At 40.0% G+C, this 13,362-nt stretch carries 25 protein-coding genes; 23 read left to right on the top strand and 2 right to left on the bottom strand.

Annotated elements, in window-relative coordinates; genetic code table 11:
- Positions 1 to 146 precede the first annotated feature (146 nt).
- Positions 147 to 446 carry an IS3 family transposase gene (locus BQ2683_RS13890; RefSeq protein WP_420806769.1) on the top strand — a complete coding sequence of 100 codons (300 nt, stop codon included), beginning with the start codon at positions 147 to 149 and terminating at the stop codon, positions 444 to 446.
- 537 nt (positions 447 to 983) lie between these two features.
- Here the strand turns inward: BQ2683_RS13890 and BQ2683_RS03920 are convergent.
- Positions 984 to 1,445: a hypothetical protein gene (locus tag BQ2683_RS03920; RefSeq protein WP_069987450.1), complete on the bottom strand. Its 462-nt coding sequence runs from the start codon at positions 1,443 to 1,445 to the stop codon at positions 984 to 986.
- Positions 1,446 to 1,523: 78 nt separating this feature from the next.
- Entirely contained in the window at positions 1,524 to 2,357 is an 834-nt protein-coding gene (locus BQ2683_RS03915) for a putative ABC transporter permease (protein ID WP_069987449.1), read from the bottom strand.
- Between the two features lie 502 nt (positions 2,358 to 2,859).
- On the opposite strand from BQ2683_RS03915, the gene rpsJ reads away from it, so the two are divergent.
- The 22 genes from rpsJ to secY all read left to right on the top strand — a co-directional run bounded on the left by rpsJ (position 2,860) and on the right by secY (position 13,359).
- Positions 2,860 to 3,171: a 30S ribosomal protein S10 gene (rpsJ, locus tag BQ2683_RS03910; RefSeq protein WP_069987448.1), complete on the top strand. Its 312-nt coding sequence runs from the start codon at positions 2,860 to 2,862 to the stop codon at positions 3,169 to 3,171.
- A gap of 73 nt (positions 3,172 to 3,244) precedes the next feature.
- Entirely contained in the window at positions 3,245 to 3,880 is a 636-nt protein-coding gene (gene rplC, locus BQ2683_RS03905; RefSeq protein WP_069987447.1) for a 50S ribosomal protein L3, read from the top strand.
- A gap of 15 nt (positions 3,881 to 3,895) precedes the next feature.
- Entirely contained in the window at positions 3,896 to 4,519 is a 624-nt protein-coding gene (rplD, locus tag BQ2683_RS03900; RefSeq protein WP_069987446.1) for a 50S ribosomal protein L4, read from the top strand.
- Positions 4,519 to 4,815 (top strand): 50S ribosomal protein L23, encoded by a 297-nt coding sequence (rplW, locus tag BQ2683_RS03895; protein WP_069987445.1) that lies wholly within the window; start codon positions 4,519 to 4,521, stop codon positions 4,813 to 4,815. Before rplD ends, rplW begins: the two co-directional genes overlap by 1 nt.
- A 73-nt stretch (positions 4,816 to 4,888) precedes the next feature.
- Positions 4,889 to 5,722, top strand: a complete 834-nt coding sequence (gene rplB / locus BQ2683_RS03890) for a 50S ribosomal protein L2 (protein ID WP_069987444.1) — start codon at positions 4,889 to 4,891, stop codon at positions 5,720 to 5,722.
- 22 nt (positions 5,723 to 5,744) lie between these two features.
- A complete protein-coding gene (gene rpsS, locus BQ2683_RS03885; RefSeq protein WP_069987443.1) occupies positions 5,745 to 6,029 on the top strand; it encodes a 30S ribosomal protein S19 in 285 nt (94 codons plus the stop codon).
- 19 nt (positions 6,030 to 6,048) lie between these two features.
- Positions 6,049 to 6,384, top strand: a complete 336-nt coding sequence (rplV, locus tag BQ2683_RS03880) for a 50S ribosomal protein L22 (protein WP_069987442.1) — start codon at positions 6,049 to 6,051, stop codon at positions 6,382 to 6,384.
- Between the two features lie 21 nt (positions 6,385 to 6,405).
- Positions 6,406 to 7,113, top strand: a complete 708-nt coding sequence (rpsC, locus tag BQ2683_RS03875; RefSeq protein WP_069987441.1) for a 30S ribosomal protein S3 — start codon at positions 6,406 to 6,408, stop codon at positions 7,111 to 7,113.
- Entirely contained in the window at positions 7,113 to 7,538 is a 426-nt protein-coding gene (gene rplP / locus BQ2683_RS03870) for a 50S ribosomal protein L16 (protein WP_069987440.1), read from the top strand. The genes rpsC and rplP overlap by 1 nt, the downstream gene beginning before the upstream one ends.
- The gene (gene rpmC, locus BQ2683_RS03865; RefSeq protein WP_069987439.1) at positions 7,538 to 7,741 is read left to right on the top strand and encodes a 50S ribosomal protein L29; all 204 of its coding nucleotides are present in this window, start codon (positions 7,538 to 7,540) and stop codon (positions 7,739 to 7,741) included. Before rplP ends, rpmC begins: the two co-directional genes overlap by 1 nt.
- A 21-nt stretch (positions 7,742 to 7,762) precedes the next feature.
- Positions 7,763 to 8,020, top strand: a complete 258-nt coding sequence (gene rpsQ, locus BQ2683_RS03860; protein WP_069987438.1) for a 30S ribosomal protein S17 — start codon at positions 7,763 to 7,765, stop codon at positions 8,018 to 8,020.
- Positions 8,021 to 8,060: 40 nt separating this feature from the next.
- Positions 8,061 to 8,429, top strand: a complete 369-nt coding sequence (gene rplN, locus BQ2683_RS03855; RefSeq protein ID WP_069987437.1) for a 50S ribosomal protein L14 — start codon at positions 8,061 to 8,063, stop codon at positions 8,427 to 8,429.
- A gap of 21 nt (positions 8,430 to 8,450) precedes the next feature.
- Entirely contained in the window at positions 8,451 to 8,768 is a 318-nt protein-coding gene (rplX, locus tag BQ2683_RS03850) for a 50S ribosomal protein L24 (RefSeq protein WP_141720185.1), read from the top strand.
- 16 nt (positions 8,769 to 8,784) lie between these two features.
- Positions 8,785 to 9,324 carry a 50S ribosomal protein L5 gene (gene rplE, locus BQ2683_RS03845; protein ID WP_069987435.1) on the top strand — a complete coding sequence of 180 codons (540 nt, stop codon included), beginning with the start codon at positions 8,785 to 8,787 and terminating at the stop codon, positions 9,322 to 9,324.
- A 15-nt stretch (positions 9,325 to 9,339) separates the two neighbouring features.
- A complete protein-coding gene (locus BQ2683_RS03840; protein ID WP_069987434.1) occupies positions 9,340 to 9,525 on the top strand; it encodes a type Z 30S ribosomal protein S14 in 186 nt (61 codons plus the stop codon).
- Positions 9,526 to 9,552: 27 nt separating this feature from the next.
- Positions 9,553 to 9,951, top strand: a complete 399-nt coding sequence (rpsH, locus tag BQ2683_RS03835) for a 30S ribosomal protein S8 (protein ID WP_069987433.1) — start codon at positions 9,553 to 9,555, stop codon at positions 9,949 to 9,951.
- Positions 9,952 to 9,969: 18 nt separating this feature from the next.
- Complete coding sequence (gene rplF / locus BQ2683_RS03830; protein WP_069987432.1) at positions 9,970 to 10,518, top strand: 50S ribosomal protein L6; 549 nt, start codon at positions 9,970 to 9,972, stop codon at positions 10,516 to 10,518.
- A 19-nt stretch (positions 10,519 to 10,537) separates the two neighbouring features.
- Positions 10,538 to 10,897 carry a 50S ribosomal protein L18 gene (gene rplR, locus BQ2683_RS03825; RefSeq protein WP_069987431.1) on the top strand — a complete coding sequence of 120 codons (360 nt, stop codon included), beginning with the start codon at positions 10,538 to 10,540 and terminating at the stop codon, positions 10,895 to 10,897.
- A gap of 15 nt (positions 10,898 to 10,912) precedes the next feature.
- Positions 10,913 to 11,413, top strand: a complete 501-nt coding sequence (rpsE, locus tag BQ2683_RS03820) for a 30S ribosomal protein S5 (RefSeq protein ID WP_069987430.1) — start codon at positions 10,913 to 10,915, stop codon at positions 11,411 to 11,413.
- A 14-nt stretch (positions 11,414 to 11,427) separates the two neighbouring features.
- Complete coding sequence (gene rpmD, locus BQ2683_RS03815; RefSeq protein WP_069987429.1) at positions 11,428 to 11,604, top strand: 50S ribosomal protein L30; 177 nt, start codon at positions 11,428 to 11,430, stop codon at positions 11,602 to 11,604.
- A 20-nt stretch (positions 11,605 to 11,624) separates the two neighbouring features.
- A complete protein-coding gene (gene rplO / locus BQ2683_RS03810) occupies positions 11,625 to 12,065 on the top strand; it encodes a 50S ribosomal protein L15 (protein ID WP_069987428.1) in 441 nt (146 codons plus the stop codon).
- 1 nt (position 12,066) lies between these two features.
- On the top strand, positions 12,067 to 13,359 hold the full coding sequence (secY, locus tag BQ2683_RS03805; protein WP_069987427.1) for a preprotein translocase subunit SecY: 1,293 nt from the start codon (positions 12,067 to 12,069) through the stop codon (positions 13,357 to 13,359).
- Positions 13,360 to 13,362: the final 3 nt, after the last annotated feature.

Raw genomic sequence — 13,362 nt, 5'->3', positions numbered from 1 at the left:
ACAACAAAAAAGGATGCCAAGATAAAATAGCTTGAAATAGAGAATGAACTAATGATGGATTTTCTCTCACTTACAGAAAGGAAGTGAGATTACAGGTAAAATACAATGTAATCTATCGGCATAGAGAACAGTATCCAATCAGTTCAATGTGTCGTTTCTTTGATGTATCGCGCAGTGAATATTATGGATACGTACAAAGAATAGATATAGTTCAAAAGATAAAAGAATGTCAGGATAAATACGATAGAACTTATGGTTATCACAGAGTACATATATGGCTTGAAAGACAAGGAATACACCGCAATCCTAAGACAATATTGTGTACAATGCAAAAGTATACTCTGTTATCGTCAGTAAGAAGAAAGAAGTATCGTAATTATGGAAATGCACTTCATAAATATCCAAATCTATTAAATAGAGATTTCACCTCCACAAAACCGAATTAGAAATGGGTTACAGATATATCATATATACACCACGAGGAAACTTGTATCAGGGATTTGTTTGATAATAGTATCGAATCTTACAAAATTGGAACTAAATTAAATATTGATTTGTGCTGTCTACTATTCGTGCTGTAAAGAGGAAAGAAAAAATCACTGCAGACCTGCAACTCCACAGTGACCAGGGCATACACTTCTCAAAAGTATTTTAAGCCGACGAAATCTTACAGCATTGCGCCTTCAATGTCAAGACACGAGAACCCTTATGATAATTGCTTTGGCGGAAAATTTTTTTCGATACTCAAAATAGAGTGAATTAATCGCGTTAAACTCAAAACTTTTCAGCAGGTTCGCTTGCTGATTGATAATATATTTCTTTCTACAACAATCAATGTATTCAAACAAAAACAAAACTGACTCCCATAGAATTTAGAAGTCAGTTCGTTGCTTAATTATTCGATTTCTATCATTTGAGGCTCTTTTTTGTACTGTCCGCACAATTTGGGGCAGAATATATTTTTTCTACTACCCTTTTTTATTCTATTTATTTGCTGCGTTAATGGCATCATCGCCTTTTTGTAATTCATCGCAAGCTTCCATATATTTATTTAGTGCATCAACATATTGGGAATAAGCGTTTTCATCCCCGGAAAGGACGGCTTCTGGATCCAATGACTGGAATATTTCGTTGGCCTCTGTGATGCCTTTGCTGGCAGTGCGGTAACATTCTTGTGCTTCCTGAAATTTTTCTGGAGGATCTAAGTCAGCCAATTTATGGATTTGTTCATCGATTGAATCAATCATATCTAAAAATTCTTGAAACCCTTCTACTGTGGAAGTATCCAAATTGGAGATATTTCCGATTTCCTCATTGAGATCTGCTGTTATTTGGGTATATTGTTCCACATATGTTTTTTCTTTATTGTCAATACATCCTGCAAAAACAAAGACAACACATGTTACTAATAAAGCGGTAACGAATAATTGGACTGCTTTTTTCATAATCAATAGCTCCTTTTTAAATCAATGTCAACATTATAGCATGTTCTTTTAGATTTGTCGATAGAAGGGGAACAAAGGCTATTTTTTTGTGGTTTTATTTATTTCTTTTTTCCGAGGTATAGATTTCATGGAAGGAAAAGCCTTTTGCAGACGACGCTCAAAAATAGATTTGTGTTGAGTATGCCGATAGTTTGCTTTTAATTCCGCAATTCTTTTTTGAAAGTTTTCTCTGTTCTCAATTTTTTTCGTGTTTAAATAGGAAGCAACGTTGGCAAAAAGCTGATTTATGGTAAGGTTTTTCAATTTTTCCTGTGGATGTGGATTTAATTTTAAAGAGAGATTATGTAGGTCTGCTTTAATTTGATTAATAAGATGGATTTTCTTCGACAGATGTGCTGCAATAATAGTAGCATGAATGGCATCCGCAATAAAAATAATAGCAAAAACAATTAAAATAACCTTACCTATATTAACAGGAATCCAATTGACAAACTGGTTAACAAATGGTTGTACTACTTTAATAATCACCAGTGAAAGGACTCCCCACGCTAAGGAAATTTGCAAACAAATCCTGCCATGAAGATTAAATTTTTTGTCGCTGTAATCCCACCATTTTGTATGGAATAATTTCTCCATCAGCCATCCAGTAAAATATTCCAAAGTGCTGGCAACCAAAATTCCACCAAGGAATAGATCGGTTAATCGGTCTTGATAGGAGCTTAATGTTAAGATAATTAAGCACATACCAACTCCGTAAATTGGACAGTATGGGCCAGAGAGATAACCACGGTTTACAAATTTTTTCTCATTATAACTACACAGGATGGTTTCCATGATCCATCCCATTACGCTATAAATGATAAAGTAAAAGAATAACTGATAAAGGGTAAATCCTTGTAGCGTAAGAAACATATTAAAACCTTCTTCCTATCTTTTCTTTCATATTCATTATAACATTTCTGTCGGAAAAAACGATAAAATAAAAGCAAATAAAATAATTTTTAAGTTCATAAATAATTTACAAATTAATTTTTGCAATCCCTTGCAATCTGAAAAAGCTATGTTATAATATAGAGGTATGACTGTACAAGATATGCGATGAAGCAGAAGGTGGCCATCCTTGCGGTGGGGAATTTCTGTGGAGTATGTCCGATTTCAAACCGGGCGACAAAACTTAATCTTTTTAACATGCAGACCGCAGGACTAGAAAGCATTGCTTTCCAAGCTGTTTAATCTAGGGTGACTTGCGCACTTATAGGATTAACTGCGTTTATGTTAAAAATAGGTGTTTGCAACATGCTCCGGAAAAACAGAATTTGTTTTTTCGGTTTTTTCATGTCCAAGCACGAAACACACGGCAACGTGTAAGTTTGGTCCAGCCCCCCTTGAACAAAATTTTTAGGAGGCGATGACTGTGGCAGTCAAAGAAAAAATCAGAATCAGACTGAAAAGTTATGATCACAACCTGATCGACGCATCTTGCAAAAAGATCGTTGAAACCGCAAAACGCACCGGAGCTCAGGTGTCCGGACCAATCCCTCTGCCAACCAAAAAAGAGGTAGTAACCATTTTGCGTGCGGTACACAAGTACAAAGATAGCCGTGAGCAATTTGAAATGAGAACTCACAAAAGACTCATCGATATTCTCAGACCATCTAACAAAACTGTAGAAGCTCTTCAGAGCCTCGAACTTCCTGCTGGTGTAGAAATCGAAATCAAGCTTTAATTTAGATTCGAAAGCTAAGCAGGTCATGTTGGGAGGAACCTCTCAACCAATAACCTTATAGGAGGAAGAAACAATGAAAAAAGGTATTATCGGTAAAAAAATCGGTATGACCCAAATTTTCGATGAAGTCGGAAACGTAATTCCGGTTACAGTAATTGAAGCTGGTCCTTGCGTAGTTGTTCAAAAGAAAACAATCGAAAATGATGGCTACCAGGCAATTCAAATCGGCTTTGGCGATATGAAGCCACACAATGTGAACAAACCACAGGCTGGACATTTCGCAAAAGCAGACGCAGCTCCAAAAAGAACACTGAAAGAATACAGACTGGATGACACAGATGCTTACAATCTGGGAGATATCATCAAAGCTGATATCTTTGCAGAAGGTGACATCGTTGATGTTTGTGGAACCAGCAAAGGTAAAGGTTTTGCCGGCGCAATCAAACGTCACGGTAGCAGAAGCCTGAAAGCCAGCCATGGTACTGGTCCAGTTGCTAGACAAGCAGGATCCATGGGTGCCGCATCTTCTCCTTCGAGAATTTACAAAGGTAAAAAGATGGCAGGTCACTTAGGTGCTGAAACCGTTACCGTTCAAAACCTGGTTGTTGTAAAAGTTGACGCTGAAAACAACCTGATCGCAATTAAAGGTGCTATTCCAGGACCTAAAGGCGGTATCGTTTCCATCACTAACAGTGTGAAAAAGGCATAGGAAGGAGGAAGCATCATGCCAAATATTGCAGTATTTAATATGGCAGGTAAAGAGGTTGCTAAAATCGATCTCGCAGATGCCGTTTTTGGAATTGAGCCAAATAAAGCTGTTCTCCATATGGCTGTTGTCAACTACTTGGCAAACCAGCGCCAGGGTACACAATCCACTCTGACCCGTACAGAAGTTCGCGGTGGTGGTAAAAAACCTTGGAGACAAAAAGGAACAGGCCATGCTCGTCAGGGATCTACCCGTTCTCCACAATGGACACACGGCGGCGTAGCACTGGGACCAAAACCTCGTGACTATAGCTATTCTCTGAATAAAAAAGTGAAAAGATTAGCAGTGAAATCTGCTCTTTCCGCTAAAGTTTTAGAAGAAAACTTGATTGTTGTTGACGCTATCACAATGAACGAATACAAAACCAAAGATATGGTTGCAATGCTATCCGCACTGGGTGCTGACAAAAAAGCGTTAATCGTTCTTCCAGAAGTTGATGCGAAAGTAATTAAAAGCGCATCCAACATCAAAGGCGTGAAAACAGCACAAGTAAACGAATTAAACGTTTATGACATCCTCAACAATGATAAATTAATTATTGTTCAGGCTGCTGCTCAGAAAATCGAGGAGGTGTACGCATAATGAAAGTTACTGCACAGGATATCATTCTGCGCCCTATCGTGACTGAAAAATCCATGGAAGGTATGCAGGAAAAGAAATACACCTTTAAAGTAGCAAAATCTGCAAACAAAATTGAAATTGCTCGGGCAATTGAATCTTTGTTTGGCGTAAAAGTTGCCAAAGTTCACACCATGAACTGCAAAGGCAGATATGTACGTCAGGGTGCTACCGCTGGTTACAAACCAGACTGGAAAAAAGCAATTGTAACCCTGAAAGAAGATTCAAAAGGGATTGAATTCTTCGAGAATATGTTCTAATTTAGAACCTATTCAAGGTAATGTATGGCAGCCAAAGTTGCTGTCGCTAAACCATTAAGAAGGAGAGAACACTGTGGCTATTAAAACATATAAACCAACGACCGCTTCCAGACGTAATATGACAGTAACCGATTACTCTGAGCTTTCCAAAGTTGCTCCTGAAAAAAGCCTGTTGGAGTCTTTGAAAAAAAATTCCGGTCGTAACAACACAGGTAAAATTACCGTTCGTCACCGTGGCGGCGGAAACAGAAAAAAATATCGTGTAATCGATTTTAAACGTGATAAAGCGGATATGAACGCAACTGTTCTTACTTTAGAGTATGACCCAAACCGTTCCGCTCACATCGCTTTGATCCAATATGAAGATGGAGAAAAACGTTACATCGTTGCTCCAGTTGGTTTGAAAGTTGGCGACGTTGTTTGCAGCGGTGCTGAAGTTGATATTAAACCAGGTAACGCACTGCCATTAATCAACATCCCAGTTGGTACTTTCATCCACAACATTGAACTGTACCCAGGAAAAGGCGCTCAGTTGGTAAGAAGTGCTGGTAATACAGCACAGCTGATGGCAAAAGAAGGTGCTTACGCACTGGTTCGTTTACCATCCGGTGAGTTGAGAAATGTTCCTGTTAACTGTATGGCTACAATCGGCCAGGTTAGCAACATTGACCACGAAAACGTAAAAGTTGGTAAAGCTGGTAAAACCCGTCACTTAGGTTTCAGACCTACCGTTCGCGGTTCTGTTATGAACCCTAACGACCATCCACACGGTGGTGGTGAAGGTAAATCACCGATCGGACGTCCAGGACCAGTTACACCTTGGGGCAAACCTGCTCTTGGTTACAAAACCCGTAAAAAACATAATCGCTCCGACAAATTTATCGTAAAACGCAGAAATGCTAAGTAGTTGTTGAAAGGAGGCAGTTGTTATGGGTAGAAGTATTAAAAAAGGACCTTACGTACAACCGGTTCTTTTAAAAAGAGTTCAAGAAATGAACGAAAAAGGTGAAAAACAAGTTTTGAAGACCTGGTCCAGATCTTCCACAATTTTCCCTGATTTCGTTGGCCATACATTCGCAGTTCATGACGGACGTAAGCACGTTCCAGTATATGTAACAGAGGACATGGTAGGACACAAACTGGGTGAGTTTGCTCCAACCAGAACTTACAGAGGACATGCCGGTTCCAAAACATCAAATAACGGCAAGAAGTAGGCCGAAAGGAGGATTTTAAATGGAAGCAACGGCTAAATTAAAATTTACCCGTATTGCACCTCGTAAAGTGCAAATTGTGCTTGACCTGATCAGAGGGAAAGACACAACTGAAGCAATGGCAATTTTAAAGCACACACCTAAAGCTGCTTGTGAGGATCTTGAAAAACTTCTGAAGTCCGCTTGTGCCAATGCAGAAAACAATTTCGGCATGGATAAAGATAATCTTTATGTATCTGCTTGTTATGTAACTCCAGGTCCAATCCTGAAAAGAATTAGACCAAGAGCTCAGGGTAGAGCATATCGTGTATTCAAGAGAACATCACATGTTACTTTAACTGTGAAAGAAAAGGCATAAGGCTGAAAGAGGAGGTAAACTATGGGTCAAAAAGTAAACCCACACGGCTTAAGAGTGGGCGTTATTAAAGATTGGGATTCCCGCTGGTTTGCAGGTAAAGCCGCTTTCGGCGATACCCTTGTAGAAGATTACAAACTGCGTAATTTCATTAAAAAGAACCTGTATGTAGCTGGTATTTCTAAAATTGAAATTGAACGTGATGCAGTAAGAACTAAAATTCATATTCACTGCGCGAAACCAGGTATTGTAATCGGCCGCGGTGGTGCTGAAATTGAAAAATTAAAAGCACAGATCGAAAAATTAATTGGTAAACCAGTTAATATCAATATTGTTGAGGTTAGAACTCCTGACCTGAACTCTCAATTAACAGCTGAAAACATTGCTGCTCAGCTGGAACGCAGAATTTCCTTCCGTCGTGCTATGAAACAAGCTATCGGAAGAACCATGAAATTAGGCGCTAAAGGTATTAAAATTTGTGTATCTGGTCGTCTCGGCGGTGCAGAAATTGCTCGTTCTGAAACTTATCATGAAGGTACAATTCCTCTGCAAACTATCAGAGCTGACATCGATTACGGTTTCGCTGAAGCGGATACCACTTATGGTAAACTCGGTGTTAAAGTATGGATTTACAAAGGTGAAGTTCTGAAAGGCGAAATGGCTCGCACAGAAGAACCAAGAAGAAGACCTTCTAACCGCAGAAGACCCCGCAGGGAAGGGGGTAACAAGTAATGCTGTTGCCAAAAAGAGTGAAATATCGTCGCGTTCATCGTGGACGTTTAAAAGGAAAAGCCATGAGAGGTAACAAGGTTACCTATGGTGATTACGGTCTTGCAGCTCTCGAACCAGCTTGGATCACTTCCAACCAAATCGAAGCAGCACGTATTGCAATGACCCGTTACATCAAACGTGGTGGTCAAGTATGGATTAAAATTTTCCCAGATAAACCAATTACGGAAAAACCAGCGGAAACTCGAATGGGTTCCGGTAAAGGTTCTCCAGAATATTGGGTAGCTGTGGTAAAACCAGGCAGAGTTATGTTTGAAATTGCAGGTGTATCAGAAGAAGTTGCTCGTGAGGCGATGCGTCTTGCTATGCACAAACTTCCAATCAAATGCAAATTCGTAACTAAGGAAGAAACGGATGGTGAGCAATAATGAAAGCAGTTGAAATCAGAGATTTGACTACAAATGACCTCAATAAAAAATTGGGTGACCTTAAAGCCGAGCTCTTCAACTTACGCTTCCAGCTCGCTGTTAATCAGCTCGAGAACCCTATGCGCATCAAAGCGGTAAAAAAAGATATTGCGCGCATTAAAACTGTTCTTCGTGAGCGTGAATTAAAGGAAAGCGTTAACTAAGTGTGAAGGGAGAATAAAGCTGTGATCGAGAGAAATCTTAGAAAAACTCGTGTCGGTAAAGTTGTAAGCGACAAAATGGATAAAACAGTTGTTGTTGCTATCGTCGACAATGTGAGACACCCCCTTTATAAAAAGATTGTAAAACGTACTGTAAAACTGAAAGCACATGATGAACAAAATGCTTGCAAAATCGGCGATACTGTACAGGTAATGGAAACCCGTCCTCTGTCCAAAGACAAAAGATGGAGAGTTGTTACAATTTTGGAAAAGGCTAAATAGTTTTACTAATTGATAGGAATACCGAAAGGAGGAACGCGCTGTGATACAGATGCAAACTTACCTGAAAGTAGCCGACAACACTGGTGCGAAAACTTTAATGTGTATTCGCGTACTGGGCGGTTCACGTAAAAGGTATGCAAATATTGGTGACGTAGTGGTTGCTTCGGTTAAAAAAGCAACACCCGGCGGCGTTGTCAAGAAAGGCGACGTAGTAAAAGCAGTAATCGTTCGTTCAGCAAAAGGCGTTCGTAGAGAAGATGGAACATACATCCGTTTCGACGAAAACGCTGCTGTTATTATTAGAGAAGATAAAAACCCAAGAGGTACACGTATCTTTGGGCCAGTTGCAAGGGAACTTCGTGATAAAGACTACATGAAGATTTTGTCTCTTGCTCCTGAAGTACTTTAATGGGAGGTGCAATTTAACATGATTAAAAAGTTGCACGTTAAAACCGGCGATGAAGTAATGATCATCAGCGGTAAAGACAAAGGCAAAAAAGGTAAAGTACTGGAAGTCAGCAAAAAAGAAAATAAAGTTATTGTGGAAGGTGCAAACATTGCTACCAAACACATGAAACCAAGACGCCAGGGTGAAGCTGGCCAACTGTTAAAAGTAGAAGCTCCAATGTACGCTTCTAAAGTAATGTTGGTTTGCCCTAAATGTGGCAAAGCTACCCGTGTTGCTTTCAAAGTGGAAGCAGATGGCACTAAAAAACGTCGTTGTGTAAAATGCGACGCTACTTTTTAAGTGAGGAGGGTACGACATGGCTAGACTGAAAGAACAATACAAGAGCGAAATTGCTCCAGCAATGATGAAAAAATTTGGTTATAAAAGTGTCATGCAGATTCCAAAGCTTGAAAAAGTGGTAATCAACGTAGGTGCTGGCGAAGCACGCGATAACTCTAAAGTTATTGATGCTATCATGAATGACCTGGCTACTATTACAGGTCAAAAACCAGTTGTTTGTAAAGCTAGAAAATCTGTAGCGAACTTTAAACTTCGTGAAGGCATGAATATCGGCGTAAAAGTAACACTACGCGCTGAAAAAATGTATGACTTTGTTGATAGACTGTTCAACATTGCTCTTCCTCGTGTAAGAGACTTCAGAGGAATCAATCCGAACTCTTTTGACGGTAGAGGTAACTACAACATGGGTCTGAAAGAGCAATTGATTTTCCCTGAAATTGAATACGATAAAATCGATAAAACCCGCGGTATGGACATCTGCTTTGTTACAACCGCTACAACAGACGAAGAGTCCCGTGAATTATTAACATTGATGGGCGCTCCATTTGAAAAGTAAGGGAGGATACAGAACATGGCTAAAAGATCTATGATCGTAAAACAGCAAAGGGAGCCTAAATATTCCACCCGTGCTTATAACAGATGTAAAATCTGCGGTAGACCCCATGCGTATCTCCGCAAATACGGTATCTGCCGTATCTGTTTTAGAGAATTGGCTTATAAAGGCCAAATCCCTGGCGTAAAAAAATCCAGCTGGTAAAAAGCACGAGCAAAGGAGGTTGACGGTATGCAAATCACTGATACAATTGCTGATATGCTGACCCGAATCAGAAACGCAAATTCAGCAAAACACGATACAGTTGATGTGCCTGCATCCAACATGAAGAAAGCGATTGCTCAGATTCTTGTAGATGAAGGTTATATTAAAAATTACCAGATTATTGAAGATGGTAAACAAGGTATCATCCGTATCACTTTAAAATACGGTGAAAATAAATCTCAGATCATCACTGGTCTGCGCAGAGTTTCTAAGCCAGGTCTTAGAATCTATGCTAGCTGTGAAGATCTTCCAAAAGTTATGAAAGGCCTTGGAATCGCTATCGTTTCCACATCGAAAGGTATTATGACTGATAGAGCTGCACGTAAAGCAAACTGCGGCGGCGAAGTTCTGGCATTTATTTGGTAGTATAAGGAGGAATCAAGAATGTCTCGTATAGGTAGAGCTCCAATTCAGGTTCCTGCTGGCGTGGACGTTAAAATTGACGGCCACCACATTACAGTAAAAGGCCCTAAAGGAACTTTGGAAATGGATTTCCACAAAGATATGGCTGTTGCTTTAAACGATGGTGTCATCGAAGTAACTCGCCCAAGTGATAAAAAAGATCACAGAAGCCTGCACGGTTTAACCAGATCTTTGATCAACAATATGGTAATCGGTGTAAGCGAAGGCTTTAAAAAAGAATTAGAAATTAACGGTGTTGGTTACCGTGCTGCAAAACAGGGAAAAGATCTGGTTATGAACCTGGGTTATTCCCATCAGGTAACCATGAGTGAAATCGATGGCATTACCATCGAAGTTCCAAACCAGACTTCAATCATCATTTCCGGCCCTGACAAACAAAAAGTTGGTCAGTTCGCTGCGGAAGTTCGTGAAAAACGTCCACCAGAACCTTATAAAGGCAAGGGGATTAAATATGTTAACGAACATATCCAGCGTAAAGAAGGTAAAGCCGGTAAAGGTGCGAAAGGTTAGTTAAAGGAGTGACTGAACAATGGTGAACAAAGCTAGTAGCAATAAGGCTAGATTAAGAAGACATCGCAGAGTTCGCGGCAAAATCTCCGGAACACCTGCATGCCCACGCCTGAATGTATTCCGCTCCGCTAAGCATATCTATGCACAAGTGATAGATGACATTAACGGCGTTACACTGGTTTCCGCTTCCACAATGGATAAAGAATTTGAAGGATTCGGCGGAAACAAAGAAGCTGCACATAAAGTTGGTGAACTGGTAGGCAAAAGAGCTTTGGAAAAAGGGATTGAAACTGTTGTATTTGACAGAGGCGGTTACCTGTACCACGGCAGAATTGCTGAGTTAGCAGCTGGAGCCCGCGAAAGCGGCCTCAAGTTCTAAAGAGGAGGTATACTTTTGGCTAGAATAGATGGATCACAACTGGATCTGCAAGAAAAAGTTGTTGCGATTAATCGTGTTTCCAAAACTGTAAAAGGTGGTCGTATTTTTAAATTCGCTGCTTTGGTTGTAGTTGGAGACGGAAACGGAACCGTAGGTTTCGGTTTGGGTAAATCTGGTGAAGTTCCAGATGCAATCCGCAAAGGCATCGAAGATGCAAAGAAAAACCTGGTTAAGATTTCACTGAAAGGTACTTCTATCCCTCACGAAATCGTTGGTGAATTCGGTGCAGGTCGTGTTTTGATGAAACCAGCTCCAGAAGGTACTGGTGTTATCGCAGGCGGCCCAGTTCGTGCGGTTGTTGAAGTTGCTGGTATCAAAGATATCAGAACAAAAGCGCTGCGTTCTAACAACCCTTGCAATGTTGTAAAAGCAACTATCCAAGGTTTGTCTTCTTTACGCAATGCAGAAGAAGTTGCTGCATTACGTGGTAAGAGCGTAGTAGAAATTTTGAAATAAGGAGGCGCAGGCAAATGGCACTCAATATTACATTGAAAAAGAGCCTGATTGGTTCTAAAAAAGACCAGATTGCAACTGCTGCTTCTCTGGGTCTGAAAAAAATTGGCGACGTTACTACACAACCAGATAACGCTGCTACACAGGGTAAAATCCGTAAGATTTCCCATCTTATTGAGGTTACAGAAATCTAAACCTAAGGAGGTGTAAACCGATGAAATTACACGAATTATCTCCAGCAGCTGGTTCCACAAAAGCACCAAAACGTATTGGACGCGGTGCTGGTTCTGGTACAGGTAAAACAGCTGGTAAAGGACACAAAGGTCAAAACGCACGTTCCGGCGGTGGTGTAAGACCAGGTTTCGAAGGTGGACAGATGCCTTTGCAAAGACGTATCCCAAAAAGAGGGTTCAACAACATCTTTGCAACCAACTACGCTATTGTAAATGTGTCTGATTTAAATAAATTTGAAGATGGCGCTGTTGTTGACACAGCTGCTTTAAAAGAAGCTGGCTTGGTGAAAAAAGTAATGGACGGCGTTAAAGTTTTGGGCAATGGAGAACTGACCAAAAAACTGACTGTTTGTGCAGCTAAGTTCTCAGCTACTGCAAAAGAAAAAATTGAGAAAGCAGGCGGAAAGGCTGAGGTGAAGTAAGATGTTTCAGACGGTTCGTAATGCGTTTAAAGTAGCAGATTTAAGAAAGAAAATTCTTTATACCATTCTCATCATCATCATTTTTAGACTGGGCTCTGCTATTACGGTTCCGTTTTTGGATCCTTCAGTATTAAAAAGCATCGTTACTTCAGATAATAGTTTCCTTGGATATTTTAACGTATTAACCGGTGGTGGGTTGGAAAAAGCAACTATTTTTGCAATGTCCATCACTCCATACATCAACGCTTCGATTATTGTCCAGTTGTTAACTGTGGCAATTCCTTATCTGGAAAGGCTCCAGAAAGAAGGGGAAGTTGGGAGAAAGAAACTGGGTAAAATCACCCGTTTCCTCACATTCGTCCTTGCGCTGATTCAAGCAGTTGGTTTCTTCTTCTTACTGAAATCCAACAACGCTGTTGAATATTCCACAGGCTGGGAAGTTTGGTTTACAGGTATTATTATTGTAGCTGCATTTACAGCAGGTTCCTGCTTAATTGTATGGTTAGGTGAAAGAATTACACAAAAAGGGATTGGAAATGGTATTTCCGTCATCTTGTTTGCTGGTATTATCTCCCGTGCACCACAAGCATTTAGTACTTTAAAAAGCATGTGGGAATTGGGTGGTCAAGGCCAGTGGCAGAATTACATCTATGTTCCATTAATTGTGGTAATCTTTATTGCAATGATTATCTTTATTATTGTAATGACAAATGCGGAACGCCGTATTCCAGTAATGTACGCAAAACGTGTTGTAGGAAGAAAAATGTATGGTGGTCAAAATTCTCATATTCCTGTAAAAGTAAGTATGAGTGGTGTAATGCCAATTATCTTTGCTACCTCCATCCTTTCTATCCCAAGCTTGATTGCACAGTTTGTAAATGTTCAAGAAGGCTTCTGGCTGCATTTCTTCCAGGTCTTCCGTTATGATAGTTGGGGTTATGCAATCCTTTACTTTGTACTGATTATTGCATTTAACTTCTTCTATATCGCGATTCAGTATAACCCAATTGAAATTGCAAACAACTTACGTAAAAATAATGGTGCTATTCCAGGTATCCGTCCTGGTAAACCAACATCTGATTTCATCTCCAGAGTAATTTGGAAAATCGCTATGCTGGGAGCTGTGTTCCTAGGTATTATTGCGGTATTCCCAATCTTCTTCCAGATGGCAACAGGTGCTCAAATCGCTCTTGGTGGTACATCCATCATCATTATTGTAAGTGTTGCTTTGGATACAATGAGAGCATTGGAATCCCAATTGACCATGCGTAAACACAAAGGCTTCTTAGAATAATCA

This window comes from Massilioclostridium coli (assembly GCF_900095865.1).
GTDB lineage: Bacteria > Bacillota > Clostridia > Oscillospirales > Ruminococcaceae > Massilioclostridium > Massilioclostridium facile.
This window is presented reverse-complemented; position numbering and strand designations above follow the sequence as displayed.

Bases quoted from the DNA above. Each gene is read 5' to 3' on its own strand.
- rpsH (WP_069987433.1), top strand. From the start codon at position 9,553: ATGCAAATCACTGATACAATTGCTGATATGCTGACCCGAATCAGAAAC.
- rplF (WP_069987432.1), top strand. From the start codon at position 9,970: ATGTCTCGTATAGGTAGAGCTCCAATTCAGGTTCCTGCTGGCGTGGAC.
- rpsS (WP_069987443.1), top strand. From the start codon at position 5,745: ATGGGTAGAAGTATTAAAAAAGGACCTTACGTACAACCGGTTCTTTTA.
- BQ2683_RS03840 (WP_069987434.1), top strand. From the start codon at position 9,340: ATGGCTAAAAGATCTATGATCGTAAAACAGCAAAGGGAGCCTAAATAT.
- rplR (WP_069987431.1), top strand. From the start codon at position 10,538: ATGGTGAACAAAGCTAGTAGCAATAAGGCTAGATTAAGAAGACATCGC.
- rplO (WP_069987428.1), top strand. From the start codon at position 11,625: ATGAAATTACACGAATTATCTCCAGCAGCTGGTTCCACAAAAGCACCA.
- rpmD (WP_069987429.1), top strand. From the start codon at position 11,428: ATGGCACTCAATATTACATTGAAAAAGAGCCTGATTGGTTCTAAAAAA.
- rplE (WP_069987435.1), top strand. From the start codon at position 8,785: ATGGCTAGACTGAAAGAACAATACAAGAGCGAAATTGCTCCAGCAATG.
- BQ2683_RS13890 (WP_420806769.1), top strand. From the start codon at position 147: ATGTGTCGTTTCTTTGATGTATCGCGCAGTGAATATTATGGATACGTA.
- rplP (WP_069987440.1), top strand. From the start codon at position 7,113: ATGCTGTTGCCAAAAAGAGTGAAATATCGTCGCGTTCATCGTGGACGT.
- secY (WP_069987427.1), top strand. From the start codon at position 12,067: ATGTTTCAGACGGTTCGTAATGCGTTTAAAGTAGCAGATTTAAGAAAG.
- rplV (WP_069987442.1), top strand. From the start codon at position 6,049: ATGGAAGCAACGGCTAAATTAAAATTTACCCGTATTGCACCTCGTAAA.
- BQ2683_RS03920 (WP_069987450.1), bottom strand. From the start codon at position 1,445: ATGAAAAAAGCAGTCCAATTATTCGTTACCGCTTTATTAGTAACATGT.
- rplD (WP_069987446.1), top strand. From the start codon at position 3,896: ATGCCAAATATTGCAGTATTTAATATGGCAGGTAAAGAGGTTGCTAAA.
- rpmC (WP_069987439.1), top strand. From the start codon at position 7,538: ATGAAAGCAGTTGAAATCAGAGATTTGACTACAAATGACCTCAATAAA.
- rplW (WP_069987445.1), top strand. From the start codon at position 4,519: ATGAAAGTTACTGCACAGGATATCATTCTGCGCCCTATCGTGACTGAA.
- BQ2683_RS03915 (WP_069987449.1), bottom strand. From the start codon at position 2,357: ATGTTTCTTACGCTACAAGGATTTACCCTTTATCAGTTATTCTTTTAC.
- rpsC (WP_069987441.1), top strand. From the start codon at position 6,406: ATGGGTCAAAAAGTAAACCCACACGGCTTAAGAGTGGGCGTTATTAAA.
- rplC (WP_069987447.1), top strand. From the start codon at position 3,245: ATGAAAAAAGGTATTATCGGTAAAAAAATCGGTATGACCCAAATTTTC.